At 67.7% G+C, this 19,550-nt stretch carries 23 protein-coding genes; 9 read left to right on the top strand and 14 right to left on the bottom strand.

Going from position 1 to position 19,550, the window contains the following annotated elements; genetic code table 11:
* Positions 1–174: 174 nt before the first annotated feature.
* The 5 genes from OF829_RS11515 to OF829_RS11495 form a co-directional block, all read right to left on the bottom strand.
* On the bottom strand, positions 175–1,689 hold the full coding sequence (locus tag OF829_RS11515) for a hypothetical protein (RefSeq protein ID WP_264940171.1): 1,515 nt from the start codon (positions 1,687–1,689) through the stop codon (positions 175–177).
* A gap of 8 nt (positions 1,690–1,697) precedes the next feature.
* Entirely contained in the window at positions 1,698–2,054 is a 357-nt protein-coding gene (locus OF829_RS11510; RefSeq protein ID WP_264940170.1) for a hypothetical protein, read from the bottom strand.
* Positions 2,055–2,225: 171 nt separating this feature from the next.
* On the bottom strand, positions 2,226–3,686 hold the full coding sequence (locus tag OF829_RS11505) for a terminase large subunit domain-containing protein (RefSeq protein ID WP_264940169.1): 1,461 nt from the start codon (positions 3,684–3,686) through the stop codon (positions 2,226–2,228).
* On the bottom strand, positions 3,676–4,206 hold the full coding sequence (locus tag OF829_RS11500; protein WP_264940168.1) for a hypothetical protein: 531 nt from the start codon (positions 4,204–4,206) through the stop codon (positions 3,676–3,678). The genes OF829_RS11505 and OF829_RS11500 overlap by 11 nt, the downstream gene beginning before the upstream one ends.
* Before the next feature lie 124 nt (positions 4,207–4,330).
* Positions 4,331–4,612, bottom strand: a complete 282-nt coding sequence (locus OF829_RS11495) for a hypothetical protein (RefSeq protein WP_264940167.1) — start codon at positions 4,610–4,612, stop codon at positions 4,331–4,333.
* Between the two features lie 233 nt (positions 4,613–4,845).
* On the opposite strand from OF829_RS11495, the gene OF829_RS11490 reads away from it, so the two are divergent.
* Positions 4,846–5,259 (top strand): DUF5990 family protein, encoded by a 414-nt coding sequence (locus tag OF829_RS11490; protein WP_264940166.1) that lies wholly within the window; start codon positions 4,846–4,848, stop codon positions 5,257–5,259.
* Here the strand turns inward: OF829_RS11490 and OF829_RS11485 are convergent, their stop codons facing one another.
* The 6 genes from OF829_RS11485 to OF829_RS11460 are packed head-to-tail and all read right to left on the bottom strand — an operon-like array spanning position 5,260 to position 10,635.
* On the bottom strand, positions 5,260–6,390 hold the full coding sequence (locus tag OF829_RS11485; protein ID WP_264940165.1) for an ABC transporter permease: 1,131 nt from the start codon (positions 6,388–6,390) through the stop codon (positions 5,260–5,262).
* The gene (locus OF829_RS11480; protein ID WP_264940164.1) at positions 6,387–7,319 is read right to left on the bottom strand and encodes an ABC transporter ATP-binding protein; all 933 of its coding nucleotides are present in this window, start codon (positions 7,317–7,319) and stop codon (positions 6,387–6,389) included. Before OF829_RS11480 ends, OF829_RS11485 begins: the two co-directional genes overlap by 4 nt.
* Positions 7,316–8,281 carry an HlyD family secretion protein gene (locus OF829_RS11475; RefSeq protein WP_264940163.1) on the bottom strand — a complete coding sequence of 322 codons (966 nt, stop codon included), beginning with the start codon at positions 8,279–8,281 and terminating at the stop codon, positions 7,316–7,318. Before OF829_RS11475 ends, OF829_RS11480 begins: the two co-directional genes overlap by 4 nt.
* A complete protein-coding gene (locus OF829_RS11470; protein WP_264940161.1) occupies positions 8,278–8,892 on the bottom strand; it encodes a TetR/AcrR family transcriptional regulator in 615 nt (204 codons plus the stop codon). Before OF829_RS11470 ends, OF829_RS11475 begins: the two co-directional genes overlap by 4 nt.
* A gap of 25 nt (positions 8,893–8,917) precedes the next feature.
* Entirely contained in the window at positions 8,918–9,649 is a 732-nt protein-coding gene (locus OF829_RS11465; RefSeq protein ID WP_264940160.1) for an ATP-binding cassette domain-containing protein, read from the bottom strand.
* Positions 9,646–10,635, bottom strand: a complete 990-nt coding sequence (locus tag OF829_RS11460) for a hypothetical protein (protein ID WP_264940159.1) — start codon at positions 10,633–10,635, stop codon at positions 9,646–9,648. The genes OF829_RS11465 and OF829_RS11460 overlap by 4 nt, the downstream gene beginning before the upstream one ends.
* Before the next feature lie 190 nt (positions 10,636–10,825).
* Between OF829_RS11460 and OF829_RS11455 the strand changes: the two genes are divergently transcribed.
* Genes OF829_RS11455 through OF829_RS11425 form a run of 7 tightly spaced genes read left to right on the top strand, consistent with a single transcriptional unit; the run spans position 10,826 to position 16,284 of the window.
* Complete coding sequence (locus OF829_RS11455) at positions 10,826–11,440, top strand: DUF6975 family protein (protein ID WP_264940158.1); 615 nt, start codon at positions 10,826–10,828, stop codon at positions 11,438–11,440.
* 58 nt (positions 11,441–11,498) lie between these two features.
* The gene (locus OF829_RS11450) at positions 11,499–12,350 is read left to right on the top strand and encodes an AAA family ATPase (RefSeq protein ID WP_264940157.1); all 852 of its coding nucleotides are present in this window, start codon (positions 11,499–11,501) and stop codon (positions 12,348–12,350) included.
* Positions 12,347–12,760, top strand: coding sequence for a GFA family protein (locus OF829_RS11445; protein WP_264940156.1), 414 nt, complete (start codon positions 12,347–12,349; stop codon positions 12,758–12,760). The genes OF829_RS11450 and OF829_RS11445 overlap by 4 nt, the downstream gene beginning before the upstream one ends.
* Positions 12,761–12,763: 3 nt before the next feature.
* Complete coding sequence (locus tag OF829_RS11440) at positions 12,764–13,360, top strand: cytochrome b family protein (RefSeq protein WP_264940155.1); 597 nt, start codon at positions 12,764–12,766, stop codon at positions 13,358–13,360.
* The gene (locus tag OF829_RS11435) at positions 13,357–14,745 is read left to right on the top strand and encodes a glycosyltransferase family 39 protein (protein WP_264940154.1); all 1,389 of its coding nucleotides are present in this window, start codon (positions 13,357–13,359) and stop codon (positions 14,743–14,745) included. The genes OF829_RS11440 and OF829_RS11435 overlap by 4 nt, the downstream gene beginning before the upstream one ends.
* A 4-nt stretch (positions 14,746–14,749) precedes the next feature.
* Positions 14,750–15,928 carry a vWA domain-containing protein gene (locus OF829_RS11430; RefSeq protein WP_264940152.1) on the top strand — a complete coding sequence of 393 codons (1,179 nt, stop codon included), beginning with the start codon at positions 14,750–14,752 and terminating at the stop codon, positions 15,926–15,928.
* On the top strand, positions 15,925–16,284 hold the full coding sequence (locus tag OF829_RS11425) for a hypothetical protein (RefSeq protein WP_264940151.1): 360 nt from the start codon (positions 15,925–15,927) through the stop codon (positions 16,282–16,284). Before OF829_RS11430 ends, OF829_RS11425 begins: the two co-directional genes overlap by 4 nt.
* Position 16,285: 1 nt before the next feature.
* On the opposite strand, the gene OF829_RS11420 is transcribed toward OF829_RS11425, so the two are convergent.
* Complete coding sequence (locus tag OF829_RS11420) at positions 16,286–16,579, bottom strand: Hpt domain-containing protein (RefSeq protein ID WP_264940150.1); 294 nt, start codon at positions 16,577–16,579, stop codon at positions 16,286–16,288.
* A gap of 74 nt (positions 16,580–16,653) precedes the next feature.
* Here OF829_RS11420 and OF829_RS11415 point away from each other — a divergent pair, with 74 nt between their 5' ends.
* Entirely contained in the window at positions 16,654–18,969 is a 2,316-nt protein-coding gene (locus tag OF829_RS11415; RefSeq protein ID WP_264940149.1) for a coiled-coil domain-containing protein, read from the top strand.
* Between the two features lie 11 nt (positions 18,970–18,980).
* Here the strand turns inward: OF829_RS11415 and OF829_RS11410 are convergent, their stop codons facing one another.
* Positions 18,981–19,283 carry a type II toxin-antitoxin system RelE/ParE family toxin gene (locus OF829_RS11410; protein WP_264940147.1) on the bottom strand — a complete coding sequence of 101 codons (303 nt, stop codon included), beginning with the start codon at positions 19,281–19,283 and terminating at the stop codon, positions 18,981–18,983.
* Positions 19,283–19,534 (bottom strand): type II toxin-antitoxin system ParD family antitoxin, encoded by a 252-nt coding sequence (locus tag OF829_RS11405; protein WP_264940146.1) that lies wholly within the window; start codon positions 19,532–19,534, stop codon positions 19,283–19,285. Before OF829_RS11405 ends, OF829_RS11410 begins: the two co-directional genes overlap by 1 nt.
* Between the last annotated feature and the right edge of the window lie 16 nt (positions 19,535–19,550).

Below are 19,550 nucleotides of genomic sequence, written 5' to 3'. Positions count from 1 at the left end.
CGCCATGCGCGCCGACAAAACCGATCAGAGCTTCAAAGCTTGCATCTATCTCGCCGCAGCCGTCATCAACTCACGATGAATCTCAACAGGCCCTAGTCAAGCACGCCGAAATGCAAAGGCCGGGGCATCGACCCCGGCCTTTTCAAGCTCATCCTCGGTGCGAAATGTTCGGATTCAACCGGCAATATATGCATAGAGACCATAAGCGACCAATCCGAGGGCGCCGATCGGCAGCGCATAGAATAACGCGGTCAACGCCATGGCCAGCCAGTCCTTTGCCGCACCCTCATACTTATCGACCAGATGCCGCACATGTGAGCGCACGAAGCGGTTCCAGGCGAGGGCTGGGCCGAAGAACCAGCGCGTGAATTCCACCTCCGAATAAATCCAGAGGAACGCAGCGGTGATCAGCCCACTACAGATCAACGGCAACGCATAGGGCGCCTGATAGAGGAACCGCGAGAACCATCCCTCCCACATGCTCGCTTCATTGGGATGCGGATGATTTCCGATCGCGTTGGCCGCGATAAGCGAGGAAAGCCCGACGGCGAGCACAGAGCCGACCATGGCCGCCCGTCCCGGCAGGCTCCAGCTCTTGCGATCCAGCGCGATCTTCACGGATTCGCGAAGGTTCTTGAAATCATATTGATGGAAGTCGCAGATTTTGGCGAAGTGGTTCAGCGAGCCGTTCTTGCGGACATGCCCCGTCAACGTCGATTGAAAGCTCTCCGCGAAGCACATGAAGCCGAGCGCGTTGCGCAAGGTCTCGCGCGTGCCCTTGCGCACCAACTCCTCGATCGTGCGTGACAGGCCCCACAGCGTCTCGCGGTGCCACCGCTGCTCGCTGACCGAAGGCTCACCCTTGACCTCCGGATCCGAATCCTCGTCGGGATGGAACACCAGCGGGATGATCTGGTCCGACTCGCCATCGTGATGGACGTGGTGATGAACGGCGTCTTTGACGAAATAATAGGCCTGGCGGAGCAGCGAATGTGAGTACGGTATCTCGTCCATCCCGACATAGAGATCGGTTCGCGGATAATTGTCGTCGGGCTCGACCGTGACGATCTCGTCAGCGGTGATCCAAAGCCGCAACTCGCCGGTGCGGAATAGCGCGAATTCGATCGTGGTCGTTTCGAACTTCAGCTCTGACATGCGCTCGATCTCACGTTCCAGTTCGTGAAACGCGGCCTGATCGTCCGCTCGCCGATTGGCGCGCAGCGCGCGCTGGATGCCCTTGCGCACGCCCTCCCATTGCCGTGTCAACTCGGCCTGACCGATATGCAGCGGATCGCCGGTCGGGGCATCCTCTTGGTACGGGATGAAGATGATGCGCCCACGCAGCATTCCCTGATGATCGAGAATATGATGCGGCTTGCCCGGATCCGTATAATAGCTCGCCGCGAGCGAATCGCCGGCCAGCAGCCAATGGTGTCGCGCCTGCTTGCTGAACCGGCGAAAGAACCAGGGAAGGTCGGTATTCCGACGCAGTTGGAACGCCGCCACCTTGCGCTGCGCGCCGGACATATCGCCGTTGGGCACCATCGCGGAGAAGCGATGGCATGGCGGCCTTGTGCCGGCGCCGATCATGCTGAACGACAAGTGTCCGTCAGCGCTGGGAATCCAGCCGATACAGTTCAGTGCTGCGCCCGCCCAAGGCGGCGCCTCGTCCGAAACATCCTTGGACATGAAGGGGATTAAAGCAGTTCGTGGCTAATCGTGCGGGTCTGACGCAGCTGAATGCCTGCGCCACGACGTCCGCTGGCGAGAATGCCTTCACGGGTCGCAACTGAAGAACTGGCAGACTGGCGCGGTAGCTTCGCGAGCCAATAGGCCTCGGCGCCGAAACCGGCGCGGTCGAACAGATCGACGCCTCGACGGCCGTCAATCATCACCTTGATCAAGCCGATCACGAATGTGGCCAGTAAAACGACCGTAGCCGTCAGGCCAATTGCAGCCAGTATCACCATAAACTCTTCCAATCGTTTCCGAACATCGGACGAAATGGAGGACGCCCCCCTCCCGACGACCATCGGTGAATTGATCACCTTCAAGTCAACGACCTGCGCGCATTGGGCCTAACCCGCCGCATTGTGCAAGTGTCAGTCCCTGTTCGAGCGCTGTTTGTTCTATATTTGTTCCATTTCTAGCGTCATTTTTCAAGCGGAAATCACATTACGCGCCTACGATGAACGGGTTCCTAATGCGACTCGAACATCTCGCCCTCACCCCACCGAAATCCGCGCGCCCACCTCGCGCATCACCTCCCCCACCCCCCACACCATCGCGTCCGCGCGGTCCGGGCTCTGCCCCGGCCCCTCGTATCCTCCGCCCGCGATCATTCCGAGCAGCTCCGCCTCCAGCTCGGGCATGCTGCCGTGGATCACCACCCTCCCCGCCTCGAACAGATGCGCGACCGGTTCGGCGCGGATGGTCTTGCCCTGCCGCGCGTGGACCAGCCGCACGCGCAGGCCCGGGTCGGCGGTCGTCAGCACCGCCTTGACCATCTTGCCGCCCTGGTTGGCCTCGGCGATCACTTCGCGCGTGGCGTGGGCGGCGGCGGCGGCGGCTACGGCTCGGGCCCAGCCTTCGGGGCTGCGCGCGGTGACGCTGTGGTCGGCGAGGATGTGGGCGATGGCCTGCGTGCCCGAGCCCTCGCGGGCGCAGGCGATGATGCCGCAGGTGCCGTCGCCGGAGGGCGGGTCCACGGCGATGAGGGTTCGGGCGTAGCTGGATCCTGCCGCGGAGGGGGAGGTGGCGCGCGGAGCGCGACGGAGGAGTAGTTCGCCACCGGTCGCGTCGCCCGGGGAGATTACCCCTCCACCAGCCTCCGGCTGGTCCCCCTCCCCCTCCGGGGGAGGATTGGTGAGGCGGGATTTCTCGATCAGCTCGACGGTCCAGAGCGCGCCCGCTGCGTCGGGGAGGAGTTCGCCTTCGAGTTCCTGCCGCCCCAGCCGCGTTCCGGCGTAGAGCGCCTCGACGCGAGCCTTCCAGCGCGCCGAGATATGGGGGTTACGGCTCATCGGGCCGCCGGTGGTGACGGTGGCGGGATCAGCCATGATTCCGCGGAGGACCGGGCCGCCGCGCGGGGTGGTGGTGATCAGCGCGCGGGGACGCGTGCCGAGGCGCAGGTTCAGCTGGAGCATGTCCCAGCTTTGCTGGGGCTTTTCCCACTTCGCCAGCTCGTCGCACCAGGCATAGTGACGCTCGGGGCCGCGCAGCATGTCCGGGCTGGCGCCCGAGAAGAGCGTGGCATGGGCGCCGGTGCGGAAATCGAGGCGGCGCAGGCTCGGGTGCCAGCCGGAGACCCAATCGCCCGCGACCGCGATCAGCCCGCTGCGGCCCTCGACCATCACGCGGCGGGCGTCCTCGAGCGTAGCGCCGACCAGCGCGATCTGGAGCTTCTCGCCCTCGGCGATGCGCGCGGTGATCCACTGGGCGCCGGCGAGCGTCTTGCCGAAGCCGCGGCCGGCCTTGATCACCCAGACGTCCCAATCGGAACCGTCCGCACATTTGGGGGGCTCGTACTGGCCGTCATGCGCCCAGAGCGGCCAGGCGCGATCGAGCGCGTCGCGTTCGGGATCGCCGAGGCGGGCGAGCGCGGCGTGGCGGAGATCGAGGGGGAGGCTGAGGAACCACGCGACGACATCGAGATCGCGCGGGAGCCTGCGGCGCCTACGCGCCATCGGGCGGGGGCAGCGCGAGCCGGGCGGTCTCGATCGCTTCGAGCTTGCCGAGGATCGAATCGCGCATCTCCTCGAAGCCGCGCGGACGGGGACGCCAGCCCGGGGCACGGGCGCCGTCGCCCTTCACCCGGGCGCGGTGGAGCTGGAGGACGTTGATCGCCTCTTTGACCGTCATCGACGCGAGCGGGGAGCCGGGATCGGGGACATAGCCCTCGAGCAACTGCCCGGCGCGGTGGACGAGGAGCATCTCGATCCGGGCATAGCCCTGGTCGAGCGCGGCATCCCAGCGCGCGGCGAAGCCGGGATCGGCGCGGCGGCGGTTATAGATGGCGACGGTGCTGAAGCCCGCCGCGGCAGCGGACGCGGTGACGTTGCAGCTGGCGGCGAGGTGATCGAGGAACAGCTTCTCGGCCTGGTCGGTCCAGCGCTTGCCCTTGCTGTGGATAACCTGCGGGCCGTCCTTGCCCGTGGCGCGGATGGCGGTGCCCGCCGGTCCGCGCGGATCCGATCGTTTGTTCATATCGCCCCCCGTTCGCGATATGTTCCACAACCGCGGGCAAAAGTCAAGCCAAATGAACCGATTTGGTTACACATAAAAAGGCCGGGGATCGCTCCCCGGCCTCGCTTCCGGTAACGGCGCGGGCTTAGTGCCCCGCCTTCTCGTCGATCGCTTCGGCCTTGTTCTCGCCCGCGGCGCGGACGGCGTCGGCCTTGTTCTCGACCGCGTCGGCGCGGTTCTCGGCACCCGCCTTGATCGCGTCGGCGCTGTTGTCGGCGTCCGAACGGATGTCCGCGGCATTCGCTTCCATCGCATCGGCGGTGTTGTCGGCGGCCGATTCGACATTCTCCGCGGCGGGCGTCTTCGGGCCGCAGGCGGCCAGCGGAAGTGCCGCGATGGCGACGGCGGCGATCAAGATTTTCTTCATGGGCATCCCCTGTGTTGGACGAAACGAATGGCCTGATCCGACGTTGTGCAAGATGCGGACAAAAGCGAACAAGCGCGCCTTAAACTCTTTTGGGGCGCTCCGGTTTCACTTGCGTCACATTGAATTGAGACGAATTTCCGTGGCCCTTGGGGCAGCGGAAGGGCTGCCACGCTCCAATGCTCCCGGGGCGTGGCGGCCTTGCGTGGCGCGCGCGAGTCTGGTTCCTCTCCGGCATGCGCCCGCCCCAGACCCAAATCCGCATGCGCCTGACCATCGACCGCCCCCTCGCCGGGGTGGTTCACAACCTGCAGGACAAGAACGGCAAGCCGATCGATCCCAAGCGGGCGGTGGACGGGCCGCTGAGCTTCGACTTCACCATCCGTGTCGCGGAGGGCCCGAAATTCTATGGCGAGCAGGTACGTAGCGAGGGGCCCGAGCGGCGTTTCGTCTATGTCGCGATCGGGACCTCTGCGGGCGACCATGGCTCGCCCCGGACCCGGCGGATGAAGGTGGACATCCACACGATCCCCCAGCCGCTGATCGATGCGGCGGTGGCGGGGAAGATCCTCGAAGGCACCGTTCGGGGCACGGGCAAGGACGGCACGCCCGCCTGCGCCACGGTGCCGGTAAGCTGGCGCGCGGTGTAGCTATTCCAGCGTATCCCCGTATCGCCGCACCGCCACGAACGCGAAGACCAGTCCCATCGCCGCGAGGATGCCGAGCGGAAGCAGCGCCTCCCCCACTCCCCAGCCCTTGAGCATCACCCCGCGCACCACGCGCAGGAAATGCGTCACCGGGATGCACTCGCCGATCGTCTGCGCCCAGCCGGGCATGCCGCGAAAGGGGAACATGAAGCCCGAGAGCAGGATGCTCGGCAGGATGTAGAAGAAGCTCATCTGCATCGCCTGGAGCTGGGTCTGGGCGAAGGTCGAGAGGGTGAAGCCGAGCAGCAGGCTGACGGTGATGAAGACGAGCGTCGCCAGCGCAAGCAGCCAGACCGGGCCGAAGAACGGCACCTGGAAGATCAGCTGGGCGGCGGCGACGATGATCGTGGTCTGCGTGGCGCCGATGAAGACGTAAGGCAGGATCTTGCCGAGCATGACCTCGAGCGGGTGGAGCGGCATGGCGAGGAGATTTTCCATCGTCCCGCGCTCGCGCTCGCGGGCGACCGAGACCGAGGTGAGCATCACCATCGTCATCGACAGCACGATCGCGAGCAGCCCGGGGACGATATTGTGGCTGGTGATCCCCTCCGGATTGTAGCGGCGCTGGACCACGACATCGACCGGCGGCGGCCGCGGCGCAAGCGGAGCGAGGCTGCCGATCAGGTCATGGCCAAGCCCCGACATCACCGCCTGCTGGACCGCCGCAGTGGCGCCGCCGGTCGCGGCGGGATCGGTCGCGTCGGCGACGACGAGCAATTGCGGGTGTTCGCCGCGCACCAGGTCGCGCGAGAAATCGGGCGGGATCACGATCAGGAACTGGACCTCGCCCCGGCGCAGCATCTCCTCGCCCGCGCCGGGCCGGGTGCCGGCGGGCTGGAGGTCGAAATAGCTGCTCGCGCGCAGCGATCCCTCGATGCTGCGGGTGAAGGCCGAATGATCGTTGACCTCGAGCGCGGCGCGCAGGTGGCGCGGATCATTGTTGATCGCGAAGCCGAACAGGAAGAGCTGGACCAGCGGGATGCCGACGATCATCCCGAAGGTCAGCCGGTCGCGGCGGAGCTGGTGGAACTCCTTGATCAGCATCGCCCAGATGCGGCGGAGCGACGGGCTCACGAGGCGATGCCCACGCTGTTGTCCGTCGCCGAGCGCATCAGGTGGATGAAGACATCCTCGAGCGTCGGCTCGGCCTCGCGCCAGTCTATCGCAGGGTCGACGTCCTTCACCGCCGCGCGGAGCGCCGCGAGATCGGGCCCGGCGATATGGAGCGTAGGCCCGAACGCCGCGGCCATCGTCACGCCGGGGCGCTGCTGGAGCAAGGGCGCGAGCCGGTCGGCGCCGGGCCCTTCACCGGTCAGCGCCGCGAGCCCCGAATCGCGCACGATCTCCGCCGCCGTCCCGCGGGCGAGCAGCACGCCATAGGCGATATAGGCGATGTCGTGACAGCGCTCGGCCTCGTCCATGTAGTGCGTGGAAACCAGAACGGTCACACCTTCCGCCGCTAAGACATGGATCTGGTCCCAGAATTCGCGCCGGGCGAGCGGATCGACGCCCGCGGTGGGCTCGTCGAGGAGGAGAATCTGCGGCTCGTGGAGCACGCAGGCGGCAAGCGCGAGGCGCTGCTTCCACCCGCCCGAGAGCTTGCCGGCGAGCTGGTCGGCGCGGGTGGCGAGGCCGAGCCGGTCGAGCGCGGCATCGACGCGGGCGTGCTTGTTGTCGAGGCTATAGGCGTCGGCGACGAAAGCCAGATTCTCGCGGATCGTCAGATCTTCGAACAGGCCGAAGCGCTGGGTCATGTAGCCGATTCGCCGCTTGATCTCCCCGCGGCTGGTGGCGAGATCGAGCCCGAGCACGGTGCCGCTTCCCGAATCGGGGATCAGCAACCCGCAGATCATCCTGAGCGTCGTCGTCTTCCCCGATCCGTTGGGGCCGAGGAACCCGCAGACCCGCCCCTGCCCCACTTCGAGCGAGACATGATCGACCACCACGCGCCCGCCAAAGCTCTTGGTGAGCCCGGTGACGGCGATCGCGGGCGCCGCGCTCATTGGGGGCGGACCTCGACCGGAAGGCCCGGGCGCAACCGGGCAATGCCGCCATCGGGGGTCGCCTCGACGAGGAAGACCAGCTTCGAGCGCGCGCGTTCGCTGTAGATCACCGGCGGGGTGAACTCCGCCTGGGGCGAGACATAGCGCACCGTCGCGGTGAAGGACCCGCAGCCATCGCAGCTCACACTCACCTTAGCGCCCGGACGCAGCGCCGCGATGGCGTTCTCGGGGGCGTAGAAGCGGATCTTCACCCGCCCCGGTTCGAGCAGCCGCACGACCGGCGAATTGGCGGGAACCCATTCGCCTGGGTTGAAATAGGTCTGTTCGACCAAGGCCCCGGCGGGGGCGACCGGCGCGATCTCATTGCCCCGCCGCCGCTGGGCATCGAGCGCGGCCTGGGCCGCGGCGACCGCGGCATCGGCTGCGGTGATCTGATCGACGCGCCCGGCAAGCTCGCCTGAGGCCTCGCTCGCCTGCGCCTGCTGGAGCGCTGCCTGAGCCGATTGCATCGCCGCACGCGCCTGATCGAGCCGCGTCTTGGTCGCAAAGCCCCGCGTGGCGAGCGTCTCGATCCGCTGATACTCGCGCGAGGCCCGCACCAGTTCGGCCCGCGCGGAGGCCTGCTGCGCACGCGATACGCCAAGCTCGGCCGGGCGCTGCCGGGCCTTGAGCAGATCCGCGCGCTGGGCCTGGGCCTGCACAAGCTGCGCCTCGAGCCGCCGGATCTCCGCATCGGTCGAGACCGCATTGAGCGCGAACAGCGGCTGCCCTGCCGCCACCTGCCCGCCGCGCACGACATCGAGCCGCGCGAGCGTGCCTGAAACCGGCGCTGCGACTTCGATCGCCTCGCCCTCGACATAGCCGAGCCAGCCTTCGGACGCCTTGCCGCTGCGGCTCATCCACCAGAAGGCCAATGCCCCGACAGCGGCGATCAGGACGACAATCACAGCGGCGCGTTTCAACTTGCATCTCCCGCAATCAGGCCGTGGAGCAAGATATCGGCATGCGAAGCCGCCAGCGCCCGCACATCGAGCGGCGGCGCGCCGGCAGGCTCGAGCACCGTTCGCCACAATGCCCCGATCAGGACCCCGCCCGCGACGCTGCGCGCGGCCATTGCCGGATCGACCGCACGGAACTCGCCCGACGCAACGCCGCGGGCGATGATCGACTCGATCAGTCCCAGAATCCGGGAGATTGCGCGGTCGTGATATAGTTTCGCGAGTTCGGGAAAATTGCCACTCTCGCCGATGATCAGCCGCGGCAGAAAGGCGATCTCGCCCTCGGCGACCTGCGACGCGGCGAAGGCGATCAGCGCGGGCAGCTGTTCCGACGGGCTCGCGCTCGCAAGCGCCGCGGGGACCGCGTTTGGCAAGTTGGCCGCCAGCAGCCAATCGATCATCGCGAGGAACAGCGCCTGCTTGTCGGAGAATTGGAGATAGAGCGCGGCCTTCGAGATGCCGACGCGCGCCGCGACATCCTCGAGCCGCGTCCCCGCATAACCGCGCGCCGCGAATTCCGCGCGGGCGGCGGCGAGGATCGACTCGCGGCGATCTGGAGGGGTGCGACGGGCCATGAGTCGTTTATAACTGACTGGTCAGTTATTGTGAAGAGGGGTGTGACCGCAGCGCTGCGATCATTCGCTCCTCGAATGCGGCGGGGTCCTTCGCTCCGGCGCGCAGGTCGTCGCGCGCGAGCGTCATCGCCACGTGTCCGTCGGTCATTACCGCCCCGGCATCGCAGGCGCCGCACAGCGTGGTGAGATCGTGGAGCGCAGTGACGAGCGTCAGCCCCTGGGCGACCTTGCCGCCGAGCGCCGTTCTGGTGTCGAACGCGGCGACCGGATCGAGCCAGTTGAACGGCTCGTCGAGAATCACGATCGGGCATCCGGTGGCGAAGGCGAGCGCGATCGAAGCGCGCTGGCGCATGCCCGAAGAGCAGTCGCCGATCCAGCGATCGGTCAGCGCACCGATCCCGAGCGGCTCCCACAGCGAACCGATGCCGGCACGCGCGCGGGCCATGTCGTGCGCGGCGAGCGCGAGCAGATCGCGAAAGCGCAAGCCGGCCGGCAGACTTTCGATCGGCGGCGCGAAGCCGATCCGCGCCGCGCGCCCGCCGCGATCGCGCGCCAGCTCGACCCCGTCGATACGGCAACTGCCCGCGTCGATCGGAAGGCGCCCGGCAATCGCGCGCAGCAAGGTGGTCTTGCCCGAGCCATTGGCGCCGACGATGCCGAACCAGGCGCCGCGCTCGGCTTCGAGCGACAACCCCCGGACCACGGTGGCGGTGCCGCGCCGGACCTGGACGCCGTCAAGGATGAGCGCGGCGGTCATGCGATGAGCCAGGTGACGCGGCCCGCGCGCCTGAACAGCCAGCCAAGGATCAGCAGCAACACGAGCGGAGCGGCGAAAGGCACGAGGATCGCGGCCAGCGCGACGGCGGCCAGCAGGAGCGTGGCGATCCAGTCCGCGGTGCGCCTGGCATGGATGCGATAGGCGAGGACGCGGACGGCCAGCACGGCAAGCACCAGCGCGGCCAGGCCCGCGGCGGTTGCCGCCGGGACGAACTGACGGGCAAGCAGCAGCGGCAGGCAGAATGCGAGCGTGAAGGCCGACAGCGACGATGCGTGCAGCGCGACGGTCCGCGTCGCCCGATAGCCGGCCTGTGCCATGAAACGGACCTTCGCGGCGTCGGCGCCGCCCAGCACGGCGCTTGCAGCGAGACTTGTCGCGAGCGCCAGCGCCGTCATCCCCGCCTCGCGCAGCAATGAGCCGAGCGCGAGGAGCATGGCGGCCGCGGCGATCCCGGCGATGGCCGTGGGAACCGGTCGGTCGAACAGCAGCGCGCGCCGGCGGGCCAGCGCTTCCGCCGGGGCAAAGCGGCGCGAGGGGCGCGAAAACCGGTGCCAGGCGAAGCCGGCCGCGATTCCGGCGGGCATCGTGGCCAGCCAACAAGCCGGGTAGCGCAGTCCGGCCAGCAGGAAGATCATGGCAAGCATCGCCAGCGCCGGGCCGATCAGCAGCAACAGATACTGCGCGGCGGCGCGCCTGCTCAGTGCCGGTGCGGCGAGCGCGCCTTCCGTCTGGTGATAGGTCAGCCGCCCCGCGCCGAGCCGGGCCAGGCCGAACGCCGCGACGAACCCGGCCGCGGCCGAAAGGTAGAGCGCGGGCCGTTCGGGTAGGCTCGTGAGCCAGGCATGGGCCCCCAACAGCAGCACCGGCAGGCCGAGGCCGAAGGTCAGCCGGTCGCCCCAGCCGGCCAGCGCATTCCTCGCGGCGTTGACCGCGATCAGCCGGTCGTGATCAAGGATGACGTTCAAGGTCGCGCCCGCCACAACATGGTTTCTCCGCGGTGAATCCCATATCAACCACGTCTTTACGTGCTTCAGTATATCCCCTGAGTCCATTGAGAGGCAGAGCGCTCGATGCCGGGCGCAAACTCTTGGGTATTGGGGGCGTATGCCGTTTGATTCCGTACAGATTGCGCGACTGGGCGGTGCTTCGAGCGCCATGGGCGCCCTCACCGCGTCGGACGGGAGCGCCACGCATCCCTGGCTCAATCGGCTGATCGCGGGGCACGAGCCCGCGCGCGACCTCGCCGATGCCGCGCATTATCTCTGCATCCTCCATGGCCGCCATCCCGGCGTGATCGACTATGCGCTCGATCATGCCAGGCTGCCGGTCGAGCGCGGCTGGCTCGAGGCGGCGGCCGAGGCTTTCGCCACCGAGCGCGCCTATCTCGTCCGCATCGTCGCCGCGGCGGGGCCACTGCCGAGCACCCCCGGCCAGGCCGAATCGGAAGCCGCGGTGCATGCGCAGTGCCATGCGCTCGACATGCTCGCCCAGTCGGACCGCACCGGATGTGCCACCGGCGCCGCGCTGGCGCTGGGGCTCGACTGGGAAGCGGTGCGCGACGTGCTCGATGCCGCCGCGCACCGGCTGGGGATCACCCCGCCTGCTTGCACTCTCCCCCTTCAGGAGGAAACGGTGACGGTGGTCGATGCGCTGGTGCGCGAGATGAGCGTCGAGCGCGCGATGCTGTTCGGCGCGCAGCAGATGTTCGCCCAGCATCGCGGGCTGCTCGACCTGCTCGAGGCGCGGGCTTCGGCACGCGCGCATCACTGAGGGCTGACAAGGCCAATTTCCCTCTCTAGGCAGCGTATCGGGTTTCAAAGGACTACCGATGCGCTTCGAGGGTACCCAGAGCTATGTCGCTACCGATGACCTGAAGGTCGCGGTCAACGCCGCGGCGACCTTGCGCCGCCCGCTGCTCGTCAAGGGCGAGCCGGGGACGGGCAAGACCGTGCTCGCCTATGAGGTCGCCAAGGCGATGGGGGCGCCGCTGATCGAGTGGAACGTGAAGTCGACCACCAAGGCGCAGCAGGGCCTCTATGAGTATGACGCGGTGGCGCGGCTGCGCGACGGGCAGCTGGGCGATGAGCGTGTCCACGACATCGCCAACTATATCCGCCGCGGCAAGCTGTGGGAGGCGTTCACCAGCCCCGAACTGCCCGTCCTGCTGATCGACGAGATCGACAAGGCCGATATCGAGTTTCCCAACGATCTGCTCACCGAACTCGATCGCATGGAATTCCATGTCTACGAGACCAAGGAGACCGTCCGCGCGGTCGAGCGGCCGATCGTGATCATTACCTCGAACAACGAAAAGGAGCTGCCCGACGCCTTCCTGCGCCGTTGCTTCTTCCATTACATCAAATTCCCGGACCGCGAGACGATGCAGGCGATCGTCGATGTCCATTTCCCCAAGATCCAGAAGCTGCTGGTGAGCCGGGCGATGGATATCTTCTACGAGATCCGCGAAGTGCCGGGGCTCAAGAAGAAACCCTCGACCAGCGAGCTGCTCGACTGGCTCAAGCTCCTTCTCCACGAGGACATGCCGCTCGACGTGCTCCAGACACGCGACCCGAGCAAGGCGATCCCGCCGCTGCACGGCGCGTTGCTCAAGAACGAGCAGGACGTGATGCTGTTCGAGCGGCTGGCGTTCATGGCGCGGCGGCAGGCGAACAAGGGATGAGCCATGGCGCGGGATGCCTGTGCGGCGCGGTGCGCGTCGCGATTGACGCCGAGCCTCTGCTCGCCCGCGCCTGCTGGTGCCGGCTGTGCCAGTATCTTGCGGCGGGGAATGCGACGGTCAATGTCGTGTTTCCGGCCGACGCCGTGACGGCCGAGGGCGAGGTACGCTGGTATGCGTCGGTCGCGGATAGCGGCAACCAGATGCACCGCGGCTTCTGCCCGCAGTGCGGCACCCAGATCTTCAGCAAGTCCGATGCGCGGCCGAACCTGCTGATCGTGCGGTCGGGGGCGCTCGACGATCCCGATCTGCTAGCGCCGCAGGCGACGATCTGGACGAGCGCGGCGCCGGCCTGGGCCTGCTTCGATCCCGAACTGCCCCGGTTCGAACGCCAGCCTCCCCCGATCGGGTGAACGATGCGGGGGGAACGCAAGACCTGGCTGATCGCGGTCGCCGCCGTGGGTGCGCTGGCGATCTGTGCGGGCGCGGCGCTGATGCCGGGGACCATGAAGGAGCAGCTCAGCCTTGCCACCAGGCTGACCGCGCGATGGTCCGCCTTGTGGTTCCTCGCCGCCTTCACGGCACGGCCGCTGTTCCAGATGTTCGGCGGGGTCTGGGGCGAGGTGCTGCGCCAGCGCCGCTATGTCGGGCTGGGCTTCGCGGCGGCGCACACCATCCATGGCTTCTGTTTTGCGACCCAGATCGCGCTGACCGACACCACGCGGCCGCTGATCGTCTGGCTGGTCGGGGGCACCGGCTATCTGCTGATGTGGGCGATGGCCGCGACCTCGAACGACGCGGCGATGCGCGCGCTGGGCCGGAACTGGAAGCGGCTCCACGCCACCGGCGTGTGGTGGCTGTGGTTCGTCTTCACCTATAGCTATTGGGGCCGGATCTGGCGGCCCGAGACGCAGGGGCTGGGATCGGTGATGGCCGGGCTGTTCATCGCCGCCGCGCTGATCCGCATTCCGCTGGTCCGCCGGGCGCTGGGCCGCAAGCGAGCGCATGGATGAGCCGGCGCGACTGGCTGATCGTCGCGGGGATCGCCGCGCTCGGCCTGGCGCTCCGCCTGCTGGCCGCGCAGGGCGCGCTGTGGCTCGACGAGGCCTGGTCTGCGACCACGGCGCATGACGTGGGGACGCCGCTGGGCGTGTTTCTTGAGATCAACCACGACAATAACCATCATCTCAATACCTTGTGGCTGCAGCTGGTCGGCCTCGACGCGCCGCCGATGCTCCAGCGGGGGCTGTCGATCCTGACCGGCACCCTGGCCATCCCGGTGGCGGCGATGATCGCGGCGCGGCAGGGCAAGGCGGCGGCGCTGGCGGCGGCCCTGCTGTTCGCGGTGTCGCCGCTGCTCGTCACCTACGGCGCCGAGGCGCGCGGCTATGCGCCGATGGTACTGATGCTGCTGGTGACGGTGCTGCTGGTGGCGAACTGGCTCGACGACCCTTCGCAGCGCGCGCCGGCGATCCCGATCGGGCTCGCGGTGCTGCTCGGCATGTTCTCGCAGCTCACCATGGCTTTCGGGCTGGCGGCGCTGGCGCTGTGGGTAGGCTGGACGCTCTATCGCAACCGTCCGCCACGCGAAGCGAGCGTGGCAGCCGCCCGTATCCTGCTACCGGTCATCGTCCCCGCCATCGCCGTGCTCGCGATCATATTCGGCGCGGCGCGCGCGGCGGGCACCGGCATGCGGCTCGGCAATTACGAGCCCTTCAGCCTGACGGTCTTCGCCGATGGCTGGGGCGCAATGCTGCTCACGGCATTCGGCGGGCCGCTGGCGCTGGTCGCTGCGATCCTCCTGAGCGCCCCGCCCGACACGCCTTCGCCGCAGGACGGCCCCGCGCGCGACCGCGTCTTCTTCCTGCTCGCGCTGCTCATCCCGTTCGGCATCGCCTTGCTCCAGGTCGCCAATAGCGGCGCGCCGCGCTACCATCTGTTGAGCGGGCTCGGCGCGATGATGCTGGTGGCGATGCACAGCGGTCCACGCCTCGCCCCGGGCCGCGCCTCGCGCCTGCCGGTCGGGGCGGCGCTGGCGCTGGTGACGATCGCCGCGCTGATCACCGACAACCGCATCATCGCGAACCGCCGTGCCGATCCTGCCCCCGTAATCGATTCGCTGATCGCCGCACAGGAGAGCGAGATTGCAGTCGAGCGGGACCGTTCCACTGCGATCCTGCGCATGGCGGCTGCCTCGCGTCACCTTCCCCTCACCGTGATCGAAGGGCCCTGCCCGGCCACGCGTTTCTGGTTCGTGGACCGAGACGGCGACGCGCCATTCCCCGATCCGGCCGTGCGCTGCGACAATCCCTATCATGTGGTCGCCGAGGGCCACCCCACCGGCCTCTCCGGCACGCACTGGAAGCTTTACGAACGCGGCCCACTGGCGCCACAATAGTCCCATGTTCCTCAACTTCCTCGACGAGCTGCGCGCCGCGGGCATCCCCGCCAGCCTGAAGGAGCACCTCATCCTGCTCGAAGCGCTCGACCGCGACGTGATCGAGCGCACGCCCGAGGATTTCTATTTCCTCGCCCGCGCCACCTTCATGAAGGACGAGGGGCTGCTCGACCGGTTCGATCAGGTCTTTTCGAAGGTCTTCAGGGGGATCGCGACCAATTACGGCATCGCGCCCGCCGAAATCCCCGAGGACTGGCTCAAGGCCATTGCCGAGAAATTCCTGACGCCCGAGGAGATGGCGGCGATCAAGTCGCTCGGCAGCTGGGACGAGATCATGGCGGCCCTGAAGGAGCGGCTCGCCGAGCAGGAGGGCCGTCACCAGGGCGGCAATAAGTGGATCGGCACCGGCGGCACGTCCCCATTTGGTAACGGTGGCTACAATCCCGAAGGCGTGCGGATCGGCGGCGAGAGCAAGCAGGGCCGCGCGCTCAAGGTCTGGGAAGGCCGCCAGTACAAGAATCTCGACAACACCCGCGAACTCGGCACCCGCAATATCAAGATCGCGCTGCGCCGCCTGCGCCGCTTCGCGCGCGAAGGCGCCGCCGACGAACTCGATATCGATGCGACGATCGAGGGCACCGCGCGGCAGGGCTGGCTCGACATCCGGATGCGGCCCGAGCGGCACAATGCGGTCAAGCTGCTGCTCTTCCTCGATATCGGCGGATCGATGGATCCGTTCGTGAAGCTTTGCGAGGAGCTGTTCTCGGCAGCGACCAGCGAGTTCAAAAACCTGGAGTTCTTCTACTTCCACAATTGCCTCTACGAGGGCGTGTGGAAGGACAATCTGCGCCGCTTCACCGAGCGCACACCGACCATGGATGTGCTCCATAAATACGGCCATGATTACAAGGTCGTGATCGTCGGCGATGCTTCAATGAGCGCGTACGAGATCACCCATCCCGGCGGTTCGGTCGAGCATTTCAACGAGGAGCCGGGAGCAGTGTGGATGCAGCGGCTGACCAATACCTATCCGGCGGCGATCTGGCTCAATCCCATCCCCGAGGCGCAATGGGGATATTCGCAATCGACGCGCATCATCCGCGAGCTGATGACCGACCGCATGTATCCGCTGACGCTCGCCGGGCTGGATGAGGCGATGCGCGAACTGAGCCGGAAAAGATGATCGGGCGGCGGGCCGTCGCGGCGATCGCCCTGCCGGCCCTGCTGGCGAGCTGCATGCATACGGCGCGCCCGGATCCGGCCAGGGAGCGGATCGACGGCGCATTCCTCAAGCTGACCGGCCATGCGTGCGGGGTGACGCGCTACAAGCATTACGGGCATTGGGACCAAGGCTCATTCTTCATCAAGAACCAGAATGGCGGCGGACCGACGCCGATCCCGATGGACCGCTATGTGGCGCGGTGTAGCGCTGGCGGGGTGTATCTGATGGAAATTCCGGACGATCCGCAACTCAAGACATGGATGATGCCGTGCGTGAACGGGGTTCGCGCATTCCGGACCTTCTGCCACCTTTGGTAGGCTAGAGCCGCTCGATCGCCCGATGCAGGCGGCGCAGCACCGCGCCGTCATGCGCCTGCGCAGCAGCGGCCTCGCTGGCCAGCGCCATCAGGCGGATTGCGCCAAAGCTGGCGGCGAGCCCCTTGAGGCGGAGCGCCGCGGCGGTCCAACTATCGGGGGAATCGGCGGATTTCATCGCCTCGAGGCAACGCTTCACGCCGTCGAGAAACGCCTCGCGCAGCTCCGCGATCAGCGCGGGCTCATCGCCCACCGCCGCCGCCAACGTCGCATCGATTGCACCCGGATCATACGCCATGTGCCAGAGCCTAGCCCCGCGGCACTTAACGTTTCGTTTCCTTACTTAGTTGGACCGTGCAGGAAATGTGGTAAATGCGCCACATGACAGGGGAAACACGAGCTGAATCCATCCTCGCGCCGGCGGCAAGCGGCGGCGAGGAATTGTTGCTTTCGAACGACACCGGGCCCGCTCCGGTCGCCGAGCACCCGCCGGCGTTCGAGGCCGAGGAAGAGGATGCGCCGCGCGCGCGCCGCTTCGGCTGGGCCGGGCCGGCGATCGCGATCCTGCTCTCGCTGGGCTGGGTCGCGGGCGCGCTTTGGCTGTCGCGCGGCACCTGGATGACGCCGCAGGATCCCGCCGCGCTGCTGCCGCTGGTCGCGACGATCGCCACCGTCCCGACGCTGATCGGGATCGTCTATCTCCTGCTCCTGCGCACCAGCGCCGCCGAGGCCCGGCGCTTCGGCAGCACCGCGCGGGCGATGCGCGCCGAGGCGGCGAGCCTCGAGGCCGCGGTCGCCACCCTCTCCGCCCGGATCGAGATGAACCGCGCCGAGCTGGCGCACCAGACCCAGGCGCTGATGGCGATGGGCGATGCCGCCGCCGAACGGCTCAAGTCGCTCGCGCACGATATGGGCCAGCAGACCCAGCTCATCACCGCCAGCAGCACACGGCTGACCGAAGCCACCAGCGAAGCCGAGAAGCGCGTCGAGATCGTGCTCAGTTCGCTACCCAAGGCGCATGAGGAAATGCAGGGCATCGCCGCGCGCGTCGATGCCGCGGGGCTGGTCGCCGGCCAGCGTGCCGCCGCGCTCGATACCCAGCTGACCGCGCTTGCGGAGCGCGGGCGCGAGGCGGATGCGATTGCGGGCGGGGCTGCCGAGCGGCTCGCGGCGCATATCGCGCGCATGGAGGCGACCAGCGAGACCGCCTCTGCGCGCCTCGAATCGGTCACCGGCGAGATGTCGACCGCGGTCGATGCAGTGCTCGATCGCGCCGCCAATGCGGTGGACGAGGCGCGCAAGGGGATCGCGGCGCAGGGCGAGGCGATGCTCGCGATGCTCAGCGCCAACCAGGCCGCGCTCGACCGCGCCGCGACCGACAGTGCCGAGGCGCTGGGCGGGCGGATCGGAACCATCGAGGAAGCCGTGGGCCGCATCGGCGCGCGGCTGGGCGAGGAGCAGGAACGCGGCACCGCGCTGTTCAAGACGCTCGAAGAGGGCGTGACGCGCACCGACCGCGAGCTGGCGGTGTTCCACGCCGCCGGGATGGACCGCACCCAGGCGCTCGCCGCGCAGGTCAGCGCGCTCGGCGGATCGTTCGACGCGATGCGCGAGGCGATGAAGTCGGGCGAAGAGACCGCGCAGAACGTGATCCGCACCTCCGAGGATCTGCTGACCGCGCTCGACGCCTCGGCACGCGAGATCGACGAGACCCTGCCCGCGGCGCTCGACCGGCTCGATGCGCGGATCGGGGCGAGCCGCAAGGTCGTCGCCGAGAGCAAGCCCGAGCTGATGGCGCTCGTCACCGCCGCCGAGAGCACGCACGACGCGATCGAGGCGATCGCCGACGTGGTCAGCCAGCAGCGCGACACGCTCGCCAAGACACAGGCATCGCTGCTCGAGACCCTCGCCGACGGGCGCGCCAAGGCCGATGCGCTCGAGGCGATCGTCGACGATGCGATCGGCACGACGCGCCGCTTCGCCGAGGAGGCCGCGCCGCAGCTTGTCGATGCGCTGCTGACGGTGCGCGAGACCTCTGCCGCCGCCGCCGATCACGCGCGCCGGACGCTCGCCGAGATCGTCCCCCAGGCCGCCTCCGCGCTGGAGGAGGCGAGCGGCGAGGCGATGCGCCGCGCGATGGACGCGACGGTGCGCCGCCAGCTGGGCGAACTGGCCGAGACCACCGAGGCCGCGGTCAACGCCGCCTCGCGGGCCTCAGAGCGGCTGACGCAGCAGATGCTGGCGCTCGCCGAGACTACTGCGCAGGTCGAGCACCAGATCGAGCAGGGCCGCGAAGAACGCGAGAAGGGCGACAGCGACAATTTCGCCCGCCGCGTCTCGCTCCTGATCGAGGCGCTCAACTCGGCCTCGATCGACATCACCAAGAGTTTCTCGTCCGAAGTCGCCGACAGCGCCTGGAACGCCTATTTGAAGGGCGACCGCGGCGTCTTCACCCGCCGCGCGGTGCGGCTGCTCGACACGGGCGAGGCGCGCGAAGTGGCGCGGCTTTATGACGAGGACGAGGGTTTCCGCGACAACGTCAACCGCTACATCCACGATTTCGAGGCGATGCTGCGGCAGATCCTCGCGCTGCGCGACGGCTCGCCGCTGGGCGTGACGTTGCTCTCGTCGGACATGGGCAAGCTCTACGTGGCGCTGGCGCAGGCGATCGAACGGTTGCGGAGCTGAGACCAGCCTCGTCAGGGGGCAAAATAACCTTCAATATCCCGATGCGCTCCGAGCACGCTCACGATCTGCACCGTATCGCCAAGATAGCGGAAGAAGATCGTATAGCCCTGACAGGGCGTGCTGCGGATATCCGGCCGGAGTTCCGGCCGGGCGGTGCCGAGTATTCCCGGCAATACCGCAAGCTTGCGGCACTGGTCGCGTAATCGGGAGACAAAGGCTTCGGCGACGGCACGGTGGCCGCTCTGATCGGCAATGTAGAGCGCGATTTCCGCGAGATCCGATTCGGCGGTGTCGGTGTAGCGAAGCTGGCGCATCAGCCCGCCTTTTTCGGACGTTCCCATGCATCGAGCGCAGCGGCGACGTGCGCACCCACCTGATCGTCGGTTCGCGCGCCACCCGTCTCGATCGAAGCATTCAACGTGTCGCGCAGGGCCTGCAGCCTGGCTTCCCGCTCCTCGACCAGGCGAAGCCCCTCGCGGACCACTTCGCTTGCCGAGCCATACCGCCCGGCCTTGACGACGGCATCGACAAATCCCTGCCAACGCTCTCCAATCGATACATTCATGATCGTGCTCCCGGAG

It is taken from the genome of Sphingomonas caeni (assembly GCF_026013415.1).
In the GTDB taxonomy this organism is placed as follows: Bacteria; Pseudomonadota; Alphaproteobacteria; order Sphingomonadales; family Sphingomonadaceae; genus Sphingomonas; species Sphingomonas caeni.
Note: the sequence above shows the minus strand (reverse complement) of the source record. Positions and strands in the feature narration are given on the sequence as shown.